General features: G+C 65.9%; 21 protein-coding genes. 12 read left to right on the plus strand and 9 right to left on the minus strand.

Annotated elements, in window-relative coordinates:
* Positions 1–360: 360 nt before the first annotated feature.
* Positions 361–1,008, plus strand: coding sequence for a response regulator transcription factor (locus AC3WRR_RS16000; RefSeq protein WP_010809940.1), 648 nt, complete (start codon positions 361–363; stop codon positions 1,006–1,008).
* A 39-nt stretch (positions 1,009–1,047) separates the two neighbouring features.
* Here the strand turns inward: AC3WRR_RS16000 and AC3WRR_RS16005 are convergent, their stop codons facing one another.
* From AC3WRR_RS16005 to AC3WRR_RS16030, 6 genes are all read right to left on the minus strand, one after another.
* Positions 1,048–1,446, minus strand: a complete 399-nt coding sequence (locus AC3WRR_RS16005; RefSeq protein WP_011615457.1) for a response regulator — start codon at positions 1,444–1,446, stop codon at positions 1,048–1,050.
* A 283-nt stretch (positions 1,447–1,729) separates the two neighbouring features.
* Positions 1,730–4,426: a bifunctional acetate--CoA ligase family protein/GNAT family N-acetyltransferase gene (locus AC3WRR_RS16010; protein ID WP_492297417.1), complete on the minus strand. Its 2,697-nt coding sequence runs from the start codon at positions 4,424–4,426 to the stop codon at positions 1,730–1,732.
* Between the two features lie 55 nt (positions 4,427–4,481).
* Positions 4,482–5,135 carry a BON domain-containing protein gene (locus AC3WRR_RS16015; protein ID WP_011615455.1) on the minus strand — a complete coding sequence of 218 codons (654 nt, stop codon included), beginning with the start codon at positions 5,133–5,135 and terminating at the stop codon, positions 4,482–4,484.
* Positions 5,136–5,229: 94 nt separating this feature from the next.
* Positions 5,230–5,877, minus strand: coding sequence for a BON domain-containing protein (locus tag AC3WRR_RS16020; protein WP_010809944.1), 648 nt, complete (start codon positions 5,875–5,877; stop codon positions 5,230–5,232).
* Positions 5,878–5,945: 68 nt separating this feature from the next.
* Complete coding sequence (locus AC3WRR_RS16025; protein ID WP_010809945.1) at positions 5,946–6,410, minus strand: CBS domain-containing protein; 465 nt, start codon at positions 6,408–6,410, stop codon at positions 5,946–5,948.
* A 28-nt stretch (positions 6,411–6,438) separates the two neighbouring features.
* Positions 6,439–6,861 carry an Hsp20/alpha crystallin family protein gene (locus tag AC3WRR_RS16030; RefSeq protein ID WP_010809946.1) on the minus strand — a complete coding sequence of 141 codons (423 nt, stop codon included), beginning with the start codon at positions 6,859–6,861 and terminating at the stop codon, positions 6,439–6,441.
* Positions 6,862–7,275: 414 nt separating this feature from the next.
* Between AC3WRR_RS16030 and AC3WRR_RS16035 the strand changes: the two genes are divergently transcribed.
* From AC3WRR_RS16035 to AC3WRR_RS16080, 10 genes are all read left to right on the plus strand, one after another.
* Positions 7,276–8,022: a helix-turn-helix domain-containing protein gene (locus AC3WRR_RS16035; protein ID WP_492297447.1), complete on the plus strand. Its 747-nt coding sequence runs from the start codon at positions 7,276–7,278 to the stop codon at positions 8,020–8,022.
* A gap of 77 nt (positions 8,023–8,099) precedes the next feature.
* On the plus strand, positions 8,100–9,611 hold the full coding sequence (locus tag AC3WRR_RS16040) for a thymidine phosphorylase family protein (protein WP_492297418.1): 1,512 nt from the start codon (positions 8,100–8,102) through the stop codon (positions 9,609–9,611).
* Positions 9,612–10,056: 445 nt separating this feature from the next.
* Entirely contained in the window at positions 10,057–10,509 is a 453-nt protein-coding gene (locus AC3WRR_RS16045; RefSeq protein ID WP_010809949.1) for a pyridoxamine 5'-phosphate oxidase family protein, read from the plus strand.
* Between the two features lie 130 nt (positions 10,510–10,639).
* Positions 10,640–11,491 (plus strand): TPM domain-containing protein, encoded by an 852-nt coding sequence (locus AC3WRR_RS16050; protein WP_037024973.1) that lies wholly within the window; start codon positions 10,640–10,642, stop codon positions 11,489–11,491.
* Positions 11,492–11,744: 253 nt separating this feature from the next.
* Positions 11,745–12,860: an alanine dehydrogenase gene (gene ald / locus AC3WRR_RS16055; protein WP_010809951.1), complete on the plus strand. Its 1,116-nt coding sequence runs from the start codon at positions 11,745–11,747 to the stop codon at positions 12,858–12,860.
* Between the two features lie 167 nt (positions 12,861–13,027).
* On the plus strand, positions 13,028–13,492 hold the full coding sequence (locus tag AC3WRR_RS16060; RefSeq protein WP_011615450.1) for a universal stress protein: 465 nt from the start codon (positions 13,028–13,030) through the stop codon (positions 13,490–13,492).
* 52 nt (positions 13,493–13,544) lie between these two features.
* Positions 13,545–14,024, plus strand: coding sequence for a carboxypeptidase-like regulatory domain-containing protein (locus AC3WRR_RS16065; RefSeq protein WP_010809953.1), 480 nt, complete (start codon positions 13,545–13,547; stop codon positions 14,022–14,024).
* A 344-nt stretch (positions 14,025–14,368) separates the two neighbouring features.
* Entirely contained in the window at positions 14,369–14,821 is a 453-nt protein-coding gene (locus AC3WRR_RS16070; protein WP_010809954.1) for a universal stress protein, read from the plus strand.
* Between the two features lie 40 nt (positions 14,822–14,861).
* Entirely contained in the window at positions 14,862–15,140 is a 279-nt protein-coding gene (locus AC3WRR_RS16075) for a DUF1488 family protein (RefSeq protein ID WP_010809955.1), read from the plus strand.
* A 360-nt stretch (positions 15,141–15,500) separates the two neighbouring features.
* Positions 15,501–16,340 carry a universal stress protein gene (locus tag AC3WRR_RS16080; RefSeq protein ID WP_492297420.1) on the plus strand — a complete coding sequence of 280 codons (840 nt, stop codon included), beginning with the start codon at positions 15,501–15,503 and terminating at the stop codon, positions 16,338–16,340.
* 235 nt (positions 16,341–16,575) lie between these two features.
* Here AC3WRR_RS16080 and AC3WRR_RS16085 read toward each other — a convergent pair whose 3' ends face one another.
* The 3 genes from AC3WRR_RS16085 to AC3WRR_RS16095 are packed head-to-tail and all read right to left on the minus strand — an operon-like array spanning position 16,576 to position 19,578.
* Complete coding sequence (locus AC3WRR_RS16085) at positions 16,576–18,351, minus strand: PHA/PHB synthase family protein (protein ID WP_492297422.1); 1,776 nt, start codon at positions 18,349–18,351, stop codon at positions 16,576–16,578.
* On the minus strand, positions 18,348–19,094 hold the full coding sequence (gene phbB / locus AC3WRR_RS16090; RefSeq protein WP_492293367.1) for an acetoacetyl-CoA reductase: 747 nt from the start codon (positions 19,092–19,094) through the stop codon (positions 18,348–18,350). Before phbB ends, AC3WRR_RS16085 begins: the two co-directional genes overlap by 4 nt.
* 4 nt (positions 19,095–19,098) lie before the next feature.
* Positions 19,099–19,578 carry a hypothetical protein gene (locus AC3WRR_RS16095; RefSeq protein WP_492297424.1) on the minus strand — a complete coding sequence of 160 codons (480 nt, stop codon included), beginning with the start codon at positions 19,576–19,578 and terminating at the stop codon, positions 19,099–19,101.
* 361 nt (positions 19,579–19,939) lie between these two features.
* Here AC3WRR_RS16095 and AC3WRR_RS16100 point away from each other — a divergent pair, with 361 nt between their 5' ends.
* Positions 19,940–20,545 (plus strand): nitroreductase family protein, encoded by a 606-nt coding sequence (locus AC3WRR_RS16100; protein WP_011615448.1) that lies wholly within the window; start codon positions 19,940–19,942, stop codon positions 20,543–20,545.
* The last annotated feature ends 25 nt before the right edge of the window (positions 20,546–20,570 follow it).

Consider the following 20,570-nt stretch of genomic DNA (forward strand, 5'->3'; position numbering starts at 1 on the left):
GCCTGGCCGCAGGCTCGTTCGGCCGGCACATTGCGTGCCGGCCGAATGTTGGTTTGCCGACATACCCGAGCCGCATCCTGAGCTAGTTTCCAACGTGCGTGGCTCAGCCGGTGTCGGCACACGGGTTGTGGCTCCGACGTCGCCGGTACCTGCGAATTTCCGGTTCTGAGCCGCATCTCGCTTCCCATGCCGTTGCCTTTCCGCGCACAAACTCTATAGTCCATTGGCAAGGTAATAGTGACGAGAGCATGCCCCTGAAGGCGTCTTCATCCGCTCCGCAGGCGAGCAGCCTTGTCCAGAGTTCGCCCGACGATGGCTTTCGCCTGGTCGTGCGATTTCCGCGAGAGCAGGGGAACGGGCATGACAAGGGTGATGATTGCGGATGACCATGCTGTGGTACGGGATGGCCTGCGGCATATCCTGGAACGGGCCGGTGTGTTCGAGGTCGTCGGCGAGGCGGCAGATGGTACACAAGTGCCCAGGATGGTACGGGAATGCACCCCGCAGGTGCTCCTGCTTGACCTTTCCATGCCCGGCAGGAGCGGGCTGGAACTGATCCGCTTGCTGCGCGGCGAGCACCCGGCCCTGCGCATCCTGGTCTTGACCATGCACGCCGAGGAGCAATACATCGTTCGTGCGTTCCAGGCTGGAGCGGCGGGCTATCTGACCAAGGAAAGCGCGGCTACGGAACTGGTGTCCGCCATCGGCCAGGTAGCCCGGGGCGGCACCTATGTGAGCCAGTCGATGGCCACGAAGCTGGCAAGCGGGCTGAAGGACCAGAGCGACGACCTGCCGCACCTGAGGCTCTCGGACCGCGAACTGGAAGTCTACCGGCGGCTGGTGCTGGGCGAGCCCATCACGGCGATCGCCACGGCACTGTGCGTCAGCGCCAAGACCGTGAGCACCTACAAGATGCGGCTGATGGAAAAAATGCAGATGCCCAATGAAGCCATGCTGTTGCGCTATGCCATGCGCAATCATCTGTTCGACGACGATGCGGACCTGTAGTGCCACAGTGCAGCGTCGGTCGGCCGCTGGCTTTGTGCCCTATCGCCCCGAAGTCGCAGCCAGCCCGGCCAGGGTCTGGCGCAGCGCATCGAGTTCCAGCGTCTTGTCAAAGCAGTAGCTCCCGCCTGCCTTCAGGCAGGCGCGGCGCAGCGGCGGGCCGAGGTTGTCGGCCAGCACGATCACGATCGAATCCGGTAGCGTCGACCTCAGCGTCCTGACCTCCTGGAGCGCATGAGCATAGCCCGTGCCCAGGCTGATCAGGACGACGTCGGGGCGATGACGCAGGAGCGGGGCAAGTTCCGTGGCTGCGCTGGCGCCCGCACCCGCGACACGGATGCCAGGCATTCGCCCAAGCAGGCCGAGCTGCCTGGTTCGGATCGCATTGGCATGCTCGAGCAAGTACACGGTAAGCAGGCGGGCAGGATTGCGGTCTGGCATGGTCCTAGTATCGCGGCTCCCCTTGCGGTGGCAAATCAGGGGCGGCTGAGAGTCGCGTCAGGGGGGCAGAAGGCACTGTCAGTGATCCCTGACATGCGCGCGCACGCCTTGCCGGCTTGGCAGGAGCGAGTACGACAGTTTCGACAAGCAAGCCGGCTGGGTGGCGTCTGCAACCGAGGTTGTCGGCTACCGGCTTGTCTCAGGAAAGCGGCCGCCGCCGGCAGTGCGCCTGAAGGCGATCGAAATTGCCAACGCCTTGCGCGCGCGTGCCGATTGCGATGCCTCAACCCTGCGTGCGAACGCTGGTATTCTCCTCGCGCAGCGCAAGGTGCAGACTGACACCGTCGGCGCCGGCCGCGATGCTGGTCCTGAAGCCGCAGGTGCGCGCCAGCGTCAGCATGGCCCGGTTGTGCTGCATGGTGCAGCCCACCAGCGCGCCGATACCCTTTTCGCGCGCGTAGCGGATCAGCTTGTCGAGCAGCAGCTTTCCCAGTCCTTGTCCCTTGCAGTCCGAGCGCACGGCGATACCGAACTCTGCCTGGACATTGTCCGGATCCGCAACCGCCCGGACCTCTCCCAGGATGGAAGCCTGGCCACATGCATCGGTAGTCGTCGCGATGAACGCCATCTCGCGCGCGTAGTCGATCTGCGTGAGCCTTGCCAACTGGCTGTGTTCCGGCTCGCGGAACGTGCAGAAGTAGCGTGCATGGATATCTTCCGGCGTCAGCTGGCGGAAGTACGCCTGGTAGGCTGCCTCGTCGGTCGGGCGCACGGGCCGCAGCACAATGGTGCGGCCGTCCTGCTCGACGCGTTCCTCCAGCGCTTCCGGATAGGGTTGGATGGCCAGCCGCGTGCCCGGCGCCGGCGCCTTGATGGCGATGCGGGCATCGAGCGCGATGACGCCTGTCGCGCTCGCCAGCAGGGGATTGATATCGAGTTCGGCGATCTCGGGAATGTCGCAGACCAGGCGTGATACCTGTACCAGTACCTGGAGCAAGCCGTCCCCGTCGACGCCCGGGTGTCCGTGCCAGCCTTCCAGCAGGCGCCCGATGCGGGTGCGCGACACCAGGTCTTGCGCGAGCAGCGCGTCGAGCGGCGGCAGCGCAACCGCATGGTCGCCGATGTGTTCGGTGTTGACGCCGCCATGGCCGAACAGCAAGACGGGGCCGAACACGGGATCGGTGGCGGCGCCGACGATCAGCTCGAAGCCATCGCCGTGCCCGGCCATCGGCTGGACGGTGAAGCCCTCCAGCCGTGCCTCCGGGGCTTGCTGCCAGATCCGCTCGAGCATGGCGCTGCCGGCGCTGCGCACCGCGGCGGCATCGGCGAGGTCCAGTGCAACGCCGCCCGCGGCAGACTTGTGCGTGATGTCCGGGGACAGGATCTTGAGCGCTACCGGATATCCGATCCGTGTGGCCTGGTCGACAGCCTCATCGACGCTTGCCGCGGTCCGGGTCGCGACCACGGGGACGCCGTAGGCGGCCAGCGCGGCCTTGGCCTCCGGTTCGGTCAGCAACGCCCTGCCGGCGCGCAGGGCATTGCCGATGATCGTGCGCACCTGTTCCTTGTCGGCCTGCGTGTACGTGTCGTCTGCGGGCGGCGTGCGCATCAGCAATTGCTGGTTCCTGTGGTATTCGCAGGCCTGCAGGAAGCCGCGCACTGCCCGCTCCGGGGTATCGAAGGTCGGCACGCCGGCATGCCGGCACAAGCGGCGTGCCTGCAGCACGGCATCCGCCCCGAGCCATGCGGTCAGCAGCGGCTTGCCGCCCGACGGCGCGCTGACGAGCGCGGCTGCGATCTCGGCGGCTGGCACGATGGCCGTGGGCGCATGGATCATCAACACAGCGTCAACCTCGGGCGCCTCGCACAGGATGGCGTAGGCCTGCAGGTAGCGCTCGACGGGCGCGTCGCCGATGATGTCGATTGGATTCGCGCGCGGCCAAGTGGCGGGCAGCACCAAGTCCAGCCGGGCCAGGGTCTGGTCTGACAGTCGGGCCAGGGTCCCGCCGGCATCCGCCAGCGCATCCGTCGCCATCACGCCGGCGCCGCCGCCATTGGTCAGGATGGCGAGGCGCTCGCCGCGCAGCCCTTGCATGCGGGCAAGCATCTCGACGGCGTCGAACAGGCCCTCGGTGCTGTCCACGCGCAGCATGCCGGCACGCCGGATGGCGGCGTCGTAGACGTCGTCGGCACCCGCCATGGCGCCTGTGTGGGACGCGGCGGCGCGTGCAGCCTGCGCCGAGCGTCCGCCCTTGACGATCAGCACCGGCTTGTTGCGGGCGGCGGCGCGTGCCGCAGACATAAACTTTGCGCCATGGCGGATCGCTTCCACGTAGAGCAGGATCGCATGCGTCCCGGCGTCGCCGGCGAGGTAGTCGAGCACGTCGGCTGCGTCCACATCGGCACTGTTGCCCAGCGAGATGAAATGGGAAAAGCCGATCTGCCGCGAGCGCGACCAGTCCAGCACGGCGGTGGCCAGCGCGCCGGATTGGGTGGCGAATGCCAGCTTGCCTTGCCGGGCCGCGCCGGGCGCGAAACTGGCATTGAGGCTGATTCCCGAAGCGAGCAGCCCGACGCAGTTTGGCCCGAGAATCCTGAGCAGATGGGGCCGCGCCGCGTCCAGCATGGCCTGCCGCAGGGCGCCTGCGGCACTGTCCTCGGGACCCTCGAAGCCGGCGGTCAGCACGATAGCCGCGCGCGTGCCGGCGGCGCCAAGCTCGGCGATGAGCCCCGGGATGGTGGGCGCGGGCGTGCATAGCACCGCCAGGTCCGGCGGTGCCGGCAACGCGCCGACGCGCGCGTAACAGGGCTGGCCCGCCAGCGTCGCATACTTCGGGTTGACCAGGTACAGCTGGCCGGTGAAGTCGCCCGCGGACAGGTTCGCCAGCACCGTTGCCCCCACGCTATGCGGCCGCAGCGTCGCGCCGATGAGCGCGACCGAGCGCGGACGGAACAGGGCATCGAGATTACGGACAGTCATGGCTGGCCCTCATGGCAACCGGCGGCAACCCTCCCGACAGGGCCCGGTCGGGAAGTCAGAGATTCACCTGGATGATGTTCGATACTTCGCTCACCCCAGGCGCCGCCCAGGCGGCTTCGGAAGCGGCCTCGCGCTCGGCCCAGCTGCGCAGGCTACCGCGCAGCGTCACCACGCCGTCCTTGACGTCGACCGCGACATGGGTCGCGTCGTCCGCCGCCTGGCGCTCGATGGCCCTGGCGATCCGTTCCTTCACGTCGTGGGCCGCGATCGCAGGCTGGACCACGATGGCGTTGGCTACACTGACCACGCCGTACAGGCCGCCCACCGCGTGCTCGGCGGCCAGGCGCTGGTAGTTCCAGTCGACCGTGCCGGTCAGCGTGACGCAGCCGTCCTCGACCATCACCTGGATGCGATCCGCGGGCAGCACCGAGGTCCACGCCAGGATGTTGCTCGCTGCGCGTGCGATGTCCGCGTCCGTGCGCTGCGCGTCATCGGGCAGGCGCACGTCGATTTCGACGGCCAGGCCTTTCACGCCGGGCACGCGCCTGACGGCCTTCTCGGCAGCGTACTTGCCGGCATGGCTGCTGAGATGGCCGGTCAGCGTCACCACGCCGTCCTTGACCTGGACACCGACCTCGGTGGCATCGACGGCCGGGTCCCAGGCCAGTTCCTCGACCACATGCTGCTTGAGCTGGATATCGCCTTTCATGTTGGTTGTCTCCTGTTTGCCTGGCGCCCTCGGGCGCGATCGCGGCGCGTGCCGCCTGCTCCGTGCGTGCCAGCGCGGGCACGCGGCATCGGCGTCACGGCCGCGTTTCCAGCTGATCAATGACCGCCGAGATGCCCGGCGCCGACCATACGGCACCGATGGCGGCGCGGCGGTCGGCCAGCGAATCCACGTGGCCGCTCAGCGTGGCGGTGCCGTTCTTGACCTTGACGCTGATATGGTGGGCCTCGCGCACGGCATGGCGGAGCAGCGCCTCTTCGATGCGCTTCTCCACATCGGGGGGCGCGGTCTTCTCATTCATCCGGATGTTGTTGACGACGCCGATCACGCCGCGCAACTGGCTGACCGTGCGTTCGGCCAGCTTTTTCTGATAGCCCCAGTCGACGTTGCCAGACAGCGTGACCCAGCCGCGCTCGACGCGAACCTTGATGACGTCCGAGGGCACATGCACGTGCCATTGCAACGCACCGCGAGCCGCCTCGGCAATGGCCTCGTCGAGGAAGGCGCCGGGCGGATGCACGTCGAGCTTGACGACGACCGCTCGTACGCCTGAAATGCGTTCCGCGGCGCGCTCGGCGGCGAGCTTCTCCGCATAGCTGGACAGGTGTCCGTCCAGCGTGACAATGCCCTCATGGACCTCGACGCCGATGGACGCCGCGTCAATCGCCGGATCCCAGTCGAGTTCCTCGGTGACGTCCTTCTGGATCTGATGATCTGTTTTCATGCTTGGCCTCTTCAAAGGCAGGGCGCCGCAAGCGGCGCCACGGGTTGGCCCCGGTGCGTCTCTGGGCGCTACGTTTGCGATAGAGCCTGTGCGCTGCCAGAACGCTCTCGTTCCTGCGCCTTGCGCACCAGCGAAAACAGCATGCCCCAGTCGGTTGCGAGAGCGGCGAACAGATCATCGAGCGCAACCACTCCGGTCACTGCCTCGCCATCGAGCACCGCCAGGCGTCGTACGCCGTGCGTCAGCATCAACTGCATTGCCTCTGCGACAACGGCATCCCGTTGGATCGCCACCAGGCCACGCGTCATCACCTCGACCACGTCGGTCCGGCATGGATCCGCACCGGTGGCTGTCGCACCGATGACGATGTCCCGGTCCGTGACCATGCCGACCGCGCGCGTCCCTGCCGGTGAGTTCTCTGTCACGATCAGCGCACCGACGTGGCGGTCCCGCATCTGGACGGCAGCTTCCTGCAGGGTGCAGGACAGCGGGACATGCACGGCTTTCGCTGAGCAAATATCCTGGACTAGCATCCCGGTCTCCTTTTTTGCGCAACGTTGCCTAACGGACGGTAATGCGTTGCTGGCTTGAGCTTTCCTTCTTGGGCAGCACCAGGCGCAGCACGCCGTCCTGGAAGCTGGCATCGATCTTTTCCGTGTCGATGTTGCCGTCCAGCGTAAAGGCACGCTGCATCGAGCCGCTGTAGCGCTCCTGGCGGATCACGCGGTCGCCTTCTTTTACCTCGGAAGCTTTCTCGAGCTTGGCGGAGATCATCACAGTCCCACGGTCTACGCTGACGTTGATGTCTTCCTTCTTCACGCCTGGCAGGTCGGCGGTAATGGTGAAGCTGCTGTCGGACTCGGCCACATCGACCTTGAATGGCAGCTCGGTGTCTGGCCCGATCCGCCAATTGCGTAGCATGCTCTGCAGCATGTCGCCGAGCGGTTCGATCGAGAACGGGTCGTAGCGCTTGATGTTGCTCATCATGGTCTCCTGGATGACGGCGCCGTGCGCGCCGTGTTTTCTTACTTTGGCAAGCCGGGGCGGTTGCGGTTTGCTTTGCATCAAACGCCGGCACATTGCCCCGACTGCTTGCACGGGATAACGGCATGACGTCACATGCGCCAGCTTGGACAGCCAGGGCGTTCGGCATGACCGGCGTCAGGGAACCCTGACAAGTGACGCTGCATTTCTGACACGCAACTCAGCGCAGCCTTCTAGGCGCGGAGCGCGGGCAGGCCAATACTTCAGTCAAACACATCGCGGCGCGCACGAATATGCGGTCCGCCAGACGACACGGGTGAAGGCGAGGGTCGGGATAAGGGAAAGGCCGGCAGGCTGGAGACAACCATGTTTGACTTGCATACTGAAGCTGATGCTGTTTGTGACGCCCCCAACATGTCCGTCGCGCTCTCCAGGCATGAGGATGAGACGTTTGCGGAGCCGGCGCCGGATCCCGCGCGGGCGCGGTGCACAACTTGCATGATGCGGAACATCTGCATGGCCGCCAGCCTGGAGGCCGGCGAAATGGCCCGTCTGGACTCCGTCGTGCGGAGCTGGCGTTCGGTCAAGCAGGGCGAGCGGCTGTACCGGGCGGGCGACCCGTTCCGCAGCCTCTATGCGGTCCGCGTCGGCTCGTTCAAGACCGTGGTGGCGCCGGAGCGGGGCAAGGAGACCATCTCCGGCTTCTACATGGCCGGGGACTCAATCGGCATGGACGGCGTTTGCCAGGAAACCCATAACTGCGATGCGATTGCCCTGGAAGACAGCGTGGTCTGCGTGATCCCGTTTCACCAGCTCGAGGCGCTATGCCGCGAGATCAAGCCGCTGCAACGCCACTTGCACAAGATGTTCAGTGCCGAGATCGTGAGGGAATCGCGCCAGATGATGCTGTTAGGCAACAACATGTCCGCCGAGCAGCGCGTGGCGGCATTCCTGTTGAACGTCTCGGCACGCTACCGCGAACGCGGCTATTCGGCCACGTCCTTTGTGCTGCGCATGACTCGTGAAGACATCGGCAGCTTCCTTGGCATGACCCTGGAAACCGTGAGCCGGACCTTGTCCAAGTTCCAGCAGGAAGGGCTGCTGACAGTGCAGGGCAAGTCCATCGAGCTGCTCAATCTGGACGCCCTGGACGCTCGCTAGCGGCGTCATACGCGGCAAGGCATGACGTGAACGATGCCAGTTCTGATCCCGGAATTCCCGGCCGTCCCGGCGATGTCGTGGCCGCCGCCGCGCCCCGCGAAGTGGGGGCGCTGGTGTTCCGGCCGCTCGAGATCGATACGTGGCAGGAGCATGTCATCTATATGCATCCGGATTGCCCCATCTGCCGCGCCGAGGGCTTTTCCGCGCAGGCGCGCGTGCGCGTGCAGATCGGCGACAGGTCGTTGATCGCCACGCTGACGCTGCTGGGCGCGCCGCTATTGAACACGGGCGAAGCGAGCCTGTCGTTGAGCGCGGCACGGACGCTTTCGGCACGCGCCGGCGATGTCGTGCATGTCACCCATGCGCCCGCGCTGGAGTCGGTGCGCGCACTGCGTGCCAAGATCTATGGCTGCCACCTGGACAGCGTCCAGCTCGACGGCATCATCGGCGACATCAGTGCAGGGCGGTACGCCGACGTGCATATTGCGGCATTCCTCACCGCCTGCGCGGACGGTCGCATGAGCCTGCGCGAGACTGTCGACCTGACCCGGGCCATGGTCCGGTCCGGCCAGCGCTTGAACTGGGACCGCGAGGTGGTTGCCGACAAGCATTGCGTCGGTGGGCTGCCGGGCAATCGCACCACGCCGGTCGTCGTGGCTATCGCGGCAGCGGCCGGGCTGCTGCTGCCCAAGACCTCATCGCGCGCGATCACCTCACCCGCCGGCACCGCCGATACGATGGAAGCCCTGACCCGCGTGACGCTGGATTCGACGGAACTGCGGCGCGTGGTAGAACAGGTCGGGGCTGCATTGGTGTGGGGCGGCGCGCTGAGCCTGAGTCCCGCGGACGACGTGTTGATCCGCGTGGAACGCGCGCTGGATATCGACAGCGATGCGCAGCTGGTGGCCTCAATCCTGTCGAAGAAGATTGCCGCCGGCTCCACCCACGTGCTGATCGACGTGCCGGTGGGGCCGACGGCCAAGATCCGCGAAGACAGCGATCTGGCGCGCCTGGATCTCGCCATGACCAAGGTCGCGGACGCGTTCGGGCTGAAGCTCCGGATTCTGCGCACCGACGGCTCGCAGCCGGTGGGCCGGGGCGTCGGCCCTGCGCTCGAGGCGCTCGACGTGCTGGCCGTGCTGCAGTGCCAGCCGACGGCGCCCGCCGACCTGCGCGAACGCTCGCTGCTGCTGGCGGGCGAGCTGCTGGAGTTCTGCGGTGCGATACCGCCCGGGCAGGGACGGCTGCTGGCCGGCAGCCTGCTCGACAGTGGTGCCGCCTGGGCCCGGTTCCAGGCGATCTGTGAAGCGCAAGGGGGGCTGCGCACCCCGGGGCAGGCGGTGTTCCGGCGCGACGTGGTCGCAGCCCGCAGCGGCATCGTGACGTCCGTCGACAACCGGCACGTCGCGCGCACGGCGAAGCTGGCCGGGGCGCCGCGCCGGCAGGTGGCCGGGCTGGAACTGCATGTGCGCGCCGGCGACGAGGTCGTAGCCGGCGCACCGCTCTGTACGCTGCATGCCCAGGCGTCCGGCGAACTGGAATATGCGTTCAGCTACGCCCTGGCGCATGACCCCTTCCGCATCGAATAGCTCCAGTGGGCGGCCGGCAGCGGCCGCCCGCACCAGCAGCACCGGCACCGTCGATCTGCACACCTCCCCCTCGGCCACGCTGCCCATCACCAGGTGCCGGAAGCGGTTCCCGGGTGCGGGAGCGCAGACATTGCTTCCGGCTTAGGCGGGGGGTAGGCCGGTTGATGCGGGTCAGCGGGCGGGCGGTCGGCCGGCCAAGGGGACTCTGGGCTTCGTTGACAGCCATCAACACGCATGCGCTTGCGACCGCTACTTTGGAAATAGCCCATAGCCGAAGCCGAGGTAGCTGGGGGGAGAGGCAAGACATGGGCCTGAACCAGCCATTGCTGTCGTGGAATGAAGAAGATGCGGGGCATTTGTCCAGGAACGTGCCGGCTGGAGATCGCTCCCCCGGCCGTGCCGGCCCCGTTGGTGTTGTTTGTACTGGCGTAACAGGTGACCAAATATGGACGAAGAGACCAGACAGAAGATCCTGACCTTGTTGAACCAACACAGGATCATGACGCTTGCCACCTTGAGGCCGGATGGCTGGCCTCAGGCTACCACTGTGGGTTATGTGAATGAGGGTCTCACGCTCTACTTCCTCTGTGGTCCGGGCAGCCAAAAGGCGGCCAATCTGGCATTGGATGACCGTGTCTCGCTGACAATTGATCACGACACGCCAGATCTCATGGCGATTACCGGCCTGTCCATGGCGGCGCACGCGCAACCGGTGGTCGATGTGGCCGTAGCGGAGAGAATCCTCCGGATGTTCCCATTGAAGTATCCGGAGCAGATTGCCTTGCCAGTGCCGATGCCAACCGCGGAGGACGTCCGAATATTCAGGGTGACCCCGACAGTCATTTCCGTGCTCGACTATTCCAAGGGCTTCGGACATACGGATCTTGTCAGCTGCTGACACCTGGGTCCGCTGAGGGAAGTCAAGAGACCTTTCGTTGCGGAGGTGTGCCGTGCGCAAGATGTGGGCGGTGCTCGTCATGCCAGCCATTAGTCTGTGCCGCTGCGGCCAGCGCCCTCGGTGGTGCCAGTTGAACCTGCGCACGGCCGCGCGAGGCCTGCTTCTGGTGCTGACTGCCTTCGTGTTTCCCGGAGCCATCGCCGAGGTTGCCGTTCCGTCATTGACGGCGCGAGTGACTGACCTGACTGGTACGCTAACGCGCGCACAGCAGGCGTCCCTGGACCAGACGCTGCAGGCCTTCGAAGCCAGGAAGGGAGCTCAGGTTGCAGTTCTCATGGTTCCCACTACCCGACCGGAAACCATCGAACAGTATTCGCTTCGCGTGGTCGAGCAATGGAAGCTGGGACGTAACCGCGTTGATGACGGCGCGCTGCTCATCATCGCCAAGGACGACCGCACGCTTCGTATTGAGGTGGGTTACGGGCTCGAAGGCGTCCTGACTGACGCCGCGAGCAAGCGCATCATCAGTGATGATATCGTGCCCCGATTCAAGCGGGGCGACTTCTATGGCGGTGTGTCTGCGGGCATCGACCGCATGCTTGGGGTCATCGAAGGGGAGCCACTGCCACCTCCGGAGGAAAGAGCAGGGGATACGGGTGACCCCGTCCGGCAACTGATGCCAATCCTGCTTGTGCTCACTCTGGTTCTGGGTGGGTTACTGCGTTCCATGCTGGGGCGCTTCCCGGGTGCAGTCGCGACGGGTGGGGCCGTTGGAGTGGTCGCGTGGATGCTTTCTGGCGCCATCTTTGCCGGCATCGTTGCAGGGGCAATCGCGCTCTTGTTCACGCTGATGGGTGGCCCGCACATGGGCTTGCTGGCTATCGGCGGCCGCTCGGGAAGATATGGCGGCCGGTCGGGCCCCGGGGGATTCGGCGGCGGTGGCGGCGGCTTTGGCGGTGGTGGTGCTTCCGGCAAGTGGTGATGGCAAACATCAATCACATCTTGCGGCGTCCGCCGAGGGGGCGAAAATGGCGATATTTGGATGTGAAATGGCTGGGCAGCTATGTAACCCTTGGGCCCTATAATTATTTCGATATCTGCCGACATCGAGGCTGCCATGCAGGTGTCGCCGTACGTGTGGCCACGGACAGGCCTCGGTGCATCCGGCCGTGGACTGAGGATTCAAGCACCTGGTGCGGAATCTGCCGGAATTACCACGCGCGTGAGCAAAGGCCATGTGGATCGGCGTGCCTAAAGAAGTCAAGGACAACGAGTACCGGGTTGGCCTGGCGCCTGCCTGCGTGCGCGAACTTGTCAGCCGCGGTCACCAGGTCATGGTCCAGGCCGGGGCCGGGGCCGCGCTTGGCCTTTCCGACGCGCAATACGAAGCGGCTGGCGCGAAGCTGGCTGCCGATGCGAAGGCCGTGTACGACCGGGCCCAGATGATTGTCAAGGTCAAGGAGCCACAACCACGCGAACTGGCGCTGCTCAGGCCCGGGCAGATCCTCTATGCATACCTGCACCTGGCCGCGGACCGTGAGCTGACTGCCGCGCTGCTGCAATCCGGCGCGGTCTGCATCGCCTATGAGACGGTTACGGGGCCTGACGGTGGTCTGCCGCTGCTGGCCCCCATGAGCGAGGTCGCCGGCCGCATGTCGGTCCAGGTGGCGGCAGCCTACCTCGAGAAGCCGAACGGCGGCATGGGACTGCTGCTCGGCGGCGTCCCGGGCGTCGCGCCGGCACATGTCGTGGTGATCGGCGCCGGCGTGGTGGGCGCCAATGCTGTCCAGATCGCGGTAGGCATGGGGGCGCGCGTGACGGTATTGGACAAGAATATCGAACGACTGCGGCATCTGGGCTCCGTGTACGGCAATCGAGTCGTGACGGTCTACTCCAGCGCTGACAGTATCGAGCGCGCGTTGCTCTCGGCCGATGCGGTCATCGGCGCGGTGCTGGTGCCTGGCGCCGAGGCGCCCAGGCTGGTCACGCGTGCGATGGTCGCGCGCATGAAAGCGGGTTCGGTGCTGGTGGATGTGGCGATAGACCAGGGAGGCTGCGCCGAGACATCGCGCCCGACCAGCCATACGGATCCGACCTATGTGGTGGACGGCGTGCTGCACTACTGCGTGACCAACATGCCGGCAGCGGTGGCGAGGACCTCCACCTTTGCCCTGAACAACGCCACGATCGGTCATGCGATGGCCCTTGCCGACAAGGGATGGTCCCGCGCGCTCTCAGACGACCCCTACCTGCGGGCCGGGCTGAATATCTGTCGCGGGAGTGTGACTTATGCGGCCGTCGCAAGCGCCCATGGCTACGCCCATGTACCCGCCGAGCAGGTGCTGACCTGAGCGCGGCCGCCAGTATCGGCCGACACGTTGCTGTCGGCCACCCCTGGTGCAGCAGCCCTGCCATGAGCCGAATCACAGCGGTGTGGCTGGCTTGGTTGACTGGCATCAACCCGCATGTCCTTGCGACCGCTAATTTGGGATGAACCACAGCCAAAGCCGAGGTCGCCATGTACCGCCGCATTCTCCTAGCCCTCGATGGCAGCCGTTCATCCTTGAATGCCCTGGAGCAGGCCGTGTCGATGGCGCTGACCACCGACGCCGAGGTCAGCGCCATGTTCGTCGTCGACGACAGCGACCTGTTCTTCGAGGTCAGCCCGGGTGACCGGCACTGGCTGATGGCCGACATCATTGCCTATGGCAAGCAGGTGCTGGCTCGTGCCGGCGAGCGCTTCAGTGCCGCCGGCGTGCGCTGGAGCAGCAGGTTGGCCGAGACGCCCGGCACCCCTGCGAAGATTGCCGAGGCGATCATCGCGGAAGCGGACCACTGGAGCGCGGACCTGATCGTCATGGGCACACACGGCCATCGCGGCGTGCGGCGCATGGTGCTGGGCTCGGTCTCGGAGCACGTGGTCAGCAAGACGGTTCGCCCCGTGCTGCTCGTTCGGCAGCAGTCGCGCGGCGATACGCCCTGACCGTTCGGTTCCGGCCTGCGAAAACCCCAATAATTCTTCCGGAGTGACGCAAATGCAGGTTTCAAGAAGCCTAGGCCTCGGCCTGTCGTCGCTGGCGATTGCCGTTGCGGCGGCGGGTTGCGCCACTCGCGCCGCGCCCGCTGGCGTGCAGATCATGGAGCAGCACGGCGTTTCCTACGTATCGGGTGGAGACGATGAGGCGGGCATGCAAAGCATGCTGGCCATCGCCGCGCGTTTCAATGTACGGCTGACGATGGTGGATGCCGGGCGCGGGAAGCCGCTGGGCGGTGCCACGGTGGTCGTGGCCAGCCAGGAGGGCCGCCCGGTGCTGCACACTACGGCTAGCGGGCCGCTGTTCTATATGCGACTCAGGCCGGGTGCCTATCGGCTCGCGGTCGGCTACCAGGGGCGGGACCAGATGCGCGACATCGTCGTCGCTGGCGAGCCGCTCGAGGTGACGTTCCGGCTGCCGGTCAATACGCTCGAGGACGACTGGCTGCTCTGCGCCACGACACCCTGTCCGCGTCGCTGAGCCTGCCGCTCGGACGTGTCGCCGCGGGCACGACACCGCGCAAGCAAGTTCGCGGCGGTTCAGGGACGATCCCGCGAAAGAGAAGCGACGGAACTGGAAGGGGAAGAAGAAGCGCTCAGGCTTCGTTCGGGGACAAGCAGGCGAGCCGCTCGGCGTGGGCAGGCCTGAATCCGCGAGCCGCAACCCCTGCGCGAAGACTGCCGATGCGCGCGCGACCAGCGGCGGTTGGAGCGCGGTACCGCGGCTTTGACACGTATCAACAGCAGTTGCGCCGGTTGCCCTACGCTGCATTTAACCAGTCCAGACCCGAGTCGCCACAGGCTCCCATCGCCGGAGAAACCGCTATGTACCAGCGCATCCTTGTCGCCATGGACGGCGGCGCCGCATCGGAACTTGCCCTGGAACAGGCCATGATCATCGCGCGCGCCGCCAACGCCGAAGTGGAGGTGGTCCATGTGGTCGATGACCGCAGCCCGTTTCTGGATGCCAGCAATCTGGATCCGGTGAGATTGATAGAGGACCTCACGACGGCGGGGCAAAGCGTTCTCGCTGCCGCCTCCGGCCGGCTTGCCGCAGCGGGTATTCGCCACGTAACGCGGCTGCTCGGTAAGCCTATGGTCGAGGGCGACGTTGCTGCCACGATCGCTGCCGAAGCCAATGGCTGGGGCGCTGATCTGGTTGTGATGGGTACGCACGGCCGCCGGGGAGTGCGGCGACTCGTCATGGGCAGCGTCGCGCGAAGCGTGATCAACCTGGCCGTCGCGCCCGTCCTGCTTCTCCGCGCCGAGGAAGCGTAAGCAGGCGAACAGATTTTGGAGGGCATTACGCCAGAAAGCTATGCATACGATCGACTTTTCCGGCGAGACGCCGGATTACTGCCCGACCGGGCCAAGCCTGCGGTGTGCCGTGAAGGTGGATGGCACACCGGCGACCTATGAGATCACTGCCGAGGCGCTTGAGGATCATTTCGGCGCACGCTCGTACCGCAGTGAAGATTTGCTGCCGGCATTCATGAGCAACCGCCAGGACATTGAACGCGTCGCGGGAGCGCTGTTCGAGATGACAGGTGCGCGGCACATCGTGCTGCACAGCGGCCATTTTCGCTTCGCGGTGTGAGGCGCACGTCCTGGCCGGCGGCAGCCGCCACCGGGCGGTGCGCGTCCTTACAAGGAGCTACCCATGAAGAATCGCTTGCAGTCATGCACACCGGAGAAACGGCCAGGATGGCGCAGGCTTGCCGCCTGCGCGTTGGTGCCGCTATGCACAGCGTGTACCGCCGTACCGGACCTGCTGCGGCCGCCGAAGCCACGCACCGCCGCGCTGGCGGCAGGCAGCCTGGGCCAACTCGTACCTGGTGCCAGCGGTATTGCCTGTAGCGCGGACACGAAGACGGCTTGATGCACGACAAATCCGGGGCGGGGTGGCGATATAGATTCAAGAAAAGCTCCGTCCGGGGCTGCCTGATGGAGTCAATCCATGGACTACGCAACGATCCTGGTTCATCTCGATGCCGGCCGCCGCGTGTACGACCGGCTGCACCTCGCCACCCGGCTGGCGCTGGAGTTTCATTCCACGCTGGTTGGCCTGCTAGCCGTCGGCAAGCCGGATCCCACCGCCGTGCGCTACCTGGTGGACGGTGACCGCAATCTTGCCTCTTACACCGAATGGCGGCATCAGGTCGGCGAGCGGGCCCGTCACGCCCTGATGGGCGCAACGGACGAGGTAACCGTCATTACGGAATGGCGGGCGCCGGACTGGGCCACGGCGGCAACGGTCCAGGCAGAGGCGCATCGGGCGGATCTTGTCATCCTCGGACAGCACGATCCCACTGATGAAGCCGCCTACGCCGAGCCCGGCTTTGTTGAATCCATTGTGCTGGGATGCGGGCGGCCGGTGCTGGTGGTTCCGTATGCGGGCCGGTTCCCGAGCGTTGGCAAGAACATCATGGTGGCGTGGAACGGCAGCCGCGAGTCGGCGCGGGCCATCCGCGATGCGCTTCCGCTCCTGCAGCGCGCGGGCACTGTGGAGGTGGTCTCGTGGACACCGTCTGGGGTTCTGAAGGGGACGTGGGTTTCGCCGCCTCAGCATGCCGTGGACTGGCTGGGTCGGCATGGCGTGGCGGTGCAGCTTTGCACGCTTGGAGCGGAAGACGGCGAAGACGTCGGCCAGATGTTACTCTCACACGCCGCGGACCGAAATGCTGACCTGATCGTCATGGGGGCCTACGGGCACAGCCGGGTGCACGAGCTGGTCCTTGGCGGTGTCACCCGCACGTTGCTTGAGTCGATGACAGTGCCGGTCCTGATGTCGCACTGATATTGCCGCAGCGCCTCGGCGATGCGATGAAGTGAGGTGCGGTGCGGTTCGGCTGCTGCCAGGGAGCGGGATGTGGGACACCGAACACTCCACCAGCTTGCGCGGGGTTTCTGGAATGAGTTCCTTAGGCGTCGGCCGGCATTTCCCGTGTCCGACGGCATGTTTCCATTCGATCCGGCTACCCGAAAGTTTGCCCGCTCGCAAGGTTGCCAGGCGCAGCACAGTGAACAAGAGGCTAGGGTTCCAGCACGTAGGTACCAGGAGCGTCCGCGAGCCCCTGGCCCGGCGCCTGTCGCGTGCAGCGCGCTGTCGAGTGGGCCACTAGCCAGTCATGCCACGCCGGCCACCAGGAACCGTCGCGGTACACAGCCACGTTGAGGAATTGCTCCGGGCTCAGGTAGGGCGCGGCGGGCAATCGCGTATGCACATGGTAGCGCCGGCCCGGGTGGCCCGGCTCGGACACGATGCCTGCGTTGTGGCCGCCCGAGGTCAGCAAGAAGGTCAGTTCAGCCTTGGTCAGTAAGTGCAGCTTGTACACGGAGCGCCAGGGCGAGACGTGGTCGTGTTCGGTGCCAACCACGAAAAGCGGGAGGTCGAGGTCCGACAGGGCGACGGGCTGTCCGCCCACGCACAGCTTGCCGGTGGCCAGCTCATTGCCCAGGAACAGCTTGTGCAGGCATTCCGAATGCAGGCGGTAAGGCAAGCGGGTGGTGTCGCGGTTCCAGGAGACCAGATCGTTGGCGCGCAAACGTTGGCCGAGCAAATACTCGCTCATTACGCGCGACCAGATCAGGTCCTGGGCGTTCAGCATCTGAAAGGCAGACTTCATCTGAGGCCCGTCCAGATATCCCTGACTCCACATGAGGGCGTCGAGCGTGGCGAGCGAGCTCTTGTCGATGAACAGGCCCAGTTCGCCCGGATCATGGAAATCGGTCTCTGCCGCAAAGAGCGTCATGCTGGCCAGTGGCCCGCCGGCGGCGTCGCGGGCCAGCATGGCGGCACCCGTGGCAAGCAGGGTGCCGCCCAGGCAATACCCGGCGGCGTGGACGTGCGCGCCGTCGCAGCGCGCGTGCACGGTGTTGAGCGCGGTCAGAAGCCCGGCCTCCAGATAGGTGTCAAGCCCGAAGTCGCGGGCCGAGGCGTCCGGGTTCTTCCATGAAATCATGAACACGGTATGGCCGCTCTCGACCAGGTAGCGCACCAGCGAATCCTCGGGCTTCAGGTCGAGGATGTAGTACCGCATGATCCAGGACGGCACGATCAGCACCGGCTCGCGCCAGACTGTATTGGCGCCAAGGGCGGGCGCATATTCGATCAGTTCAATTAGTGCGTTGCGGAACACCACCTTGCCAGGCGTGCGCGCCACGTCGCGCCCGGGTAGAAATTCCAGCGCGGGGCGCCCCGCAGGCAGTCCAGGCACCTTTGACAACAGCTCACTGGCGTCCTGCAGCCAGTGATGGGCGCCTTGCAGGAAGTTGGCGCCGAAGGTGCTCGAGGCGGTCCTGGCAATGGTCGGATTCATCCACCAAACATTGCCGGGCGCGAGCAGGTCAAGCCATTGCCGGGCGCAGAAGGCGACGATGTGCTGGTGATGACGCGACAGGCCGTCAATATCCTGCGTCAGCGACTCCCAGAAGGCTTCGTTGCGCATGAACGCATCGCGCCAGCAGCGATAAGGCCAGTCCTGCCAGCCGGCATCGGCAAAGCGCTGATCGCTGAGGTCAACGGACGGCGGCTCGGCCGCGGTCGGCAACAGCCGTGGCCAGTCCTCGATGCTGTGCTGCAGCCACACCTGCCATGCCTGCACAATCTTTGCCGGGGAGATGCCGAGCTGCAGCGCCCAGTCGAGTCCGGCCAGACTTGCCGAGATCACCGACAGGCCCCCGGTGGCACGGGCCAGGCCGGCGCGGATCTGCTTGTCCATCCAGACTTGCGCCGGTATGGCGGCCTGCGGCGCGCATTCCGGCATGGCCGACAGGCTGGGCGGTGACGTCCTGTCGTCGATCCTCATTGCAGGTGTTGCCCGCCGTTGATGGCAAAATTCGCGCCAGTGACGAAGGCCCCGTCGTCGCTGCACAGGTAAGAGATCAGCGCCGCGACCTCGGCCGGCTTGCCTAGCCGGCCGACCGGGATAGTCGGCAACACGTCCCGCTCGAGGATCTCGGCGGGCATGTCCGTCACCATGTGCGTATCCAGGTAGCCCGGCGAAACGGTGTTGACGGTGATGCCTTTGCGTGCGAGTTCCAGCGCCAGCGCCTTGGTGAAGCCATGTACCCCCGCCTTGGCGGCGGCATAGTTGGTCTGGCCAAAGGCGCCCCGCGAGGCATTGACCGAAGAAATATTGACGATCCGGCCCCAACCGCGCGCCAACATCGGCTCAACCAGCGGCCGCGTCATATGAAAGAGCGAGTCGAGGTCCGTGCGCAGCACGAAGTCCCAGTCAGCCTTATCCATCTTGCGCAGGGTCCGGTCGCGCGTGACCCCGGCATTGTTGATCAGAATATCGACGTCGCCGAGCTCGCTGCGCACTTGCGACACGCAGCGCTGGCAGGACGCGAAGTCCGTCACGTCGACCGGGAACGCCGTGAATTCACGGCCGGCGGAGCGTTGTGCGCCAAGCCACTGGGCCACGTGGTCATTGTGTACGGAGTGCGTCACGACGACGCGCGCGCCGTCGGCCAGCAGCCGCACGGCAATTGCTTCGCCGAGGCCACCCATGCCTCCCGTTACCAGGGCAATGCGTTGTCCGGCCATCTCGTCAGCTCCGTGCCGCGCCGGCCGGGCGCGCCGGGGCCTTCGCGCCTGGGGTAGGGACGGCCATCAGGCGGCCGACGTTGTCGAACATTTCGCGCGCCGATTCCGCAAAGGGCGCGTAGCCGCCTCCCTCCACCATGACCCTTTGCTGGTAGTCCTGCCAGGCTTCGGTCGACTCGCGCAGGTGCTCCATGAAGGCCGAGGCCATTTCTATGTAAAGACCGCCAATGTCGCGTGCATGTGCGGCGTTGCGCTCGACCTGCGCGGCCAGAATCTGAGCGGGCAGGCCATGGAAGGCGTTCCAGTCTGGCGCATCGTTGACGCGGGCGAGCGCCTGCCGGGTGCCTTTGATGTCCTCGTCCAGGGCCTTGAGGCGGAGCCTGAGCAACATCTGGCGCGATTCTTCCCAGCGCAGCCAAATGCGCAGGGCGGACTGCTCGGCGCAGCGCGCGAGTTCGAAGGCGGGATCGGTCTGGTCTGGCATGGAGGAACTCCTATAGTCAAGCGGCTGGCCTGCCCCGGGGCGCGCAGGTCTGGATAAGTCTAGGAGGGCAACCTTGGCGGGGCTTGACGTATCGCAAGGAGTGCGCAATGCGTCGGGCGGCGCGCGGCATCGCCAAGCCGCGCCGGGTTCGTCAGAGCGCAGGGGTCGCATGGCCGGCGGCCTGCGCATTGTGGCCGGACACCCGGAGAGGCAAGGCCGATCAGGAGCCGGGACCGAGCTGTCCTGCTACATGCCGCGAGCAAACGGGCTTTCCTTTGATCCATCCCAAATGGCAGGGCCGGCTTGCCGCCTACGTTAATCCCAGGGGGGCGTTGCCGACCCCATCGATCCGGAGCACGACGTGACACATCCCATCGTTTTATCCGAAGCCGGCGCGGAATACCTGAAGCTGCCGCCACCGCAGACCGAAGGCGGCATGCCGCTGCTGACGGCGCTGCTGCAGCGCCGCTCGACCCGACACTTTGCTGCGCGGAACCTGGATGACACACTGCTGTCGTCCCTGCTGTGGGCGGCTTTCGGCGTCAACCGCCCGGGCACCGGCCTGCGCACTGCGCCCTCGACCCGCAACTGGCAGGAAATCGACCTGTACGCGGCGCTGCGCGACGGACTGTACGTGCTTGAACCGGCGGACTGGCGCCTTCGGCTGGTCGTCGGCGCAGACCTGCGCGCGGCGACCGGCCTGCAGGACTATGTTGCCGAGGCGCCATTGAATCTCGTCTATGTCAGCCGGCTCTCCAGGCTCGATGAGACCGACAAGCCGCTGCGCCAGTTCTATACCGCGCTGGATACGGGGCATATCAGCCAGAACGTTTACCTCTTCTGCGCCGCGTCCGGGCTGGCCACGGTGGCGCGCGGGCTGCTGGACCGCCGCGCGCTGGCCACTGCCATGCGGCTGGCGCCCGACCAGCGCGTGATCCTGGCCCAGAGCGTGGGCTATCCGGCGTAAGCCGCCACCCAGGCAGCCAAAGGAG

The organism is Cupriavidus sp. FW305-3-2-15-C-LB2 (assembly GCF_058787575.1).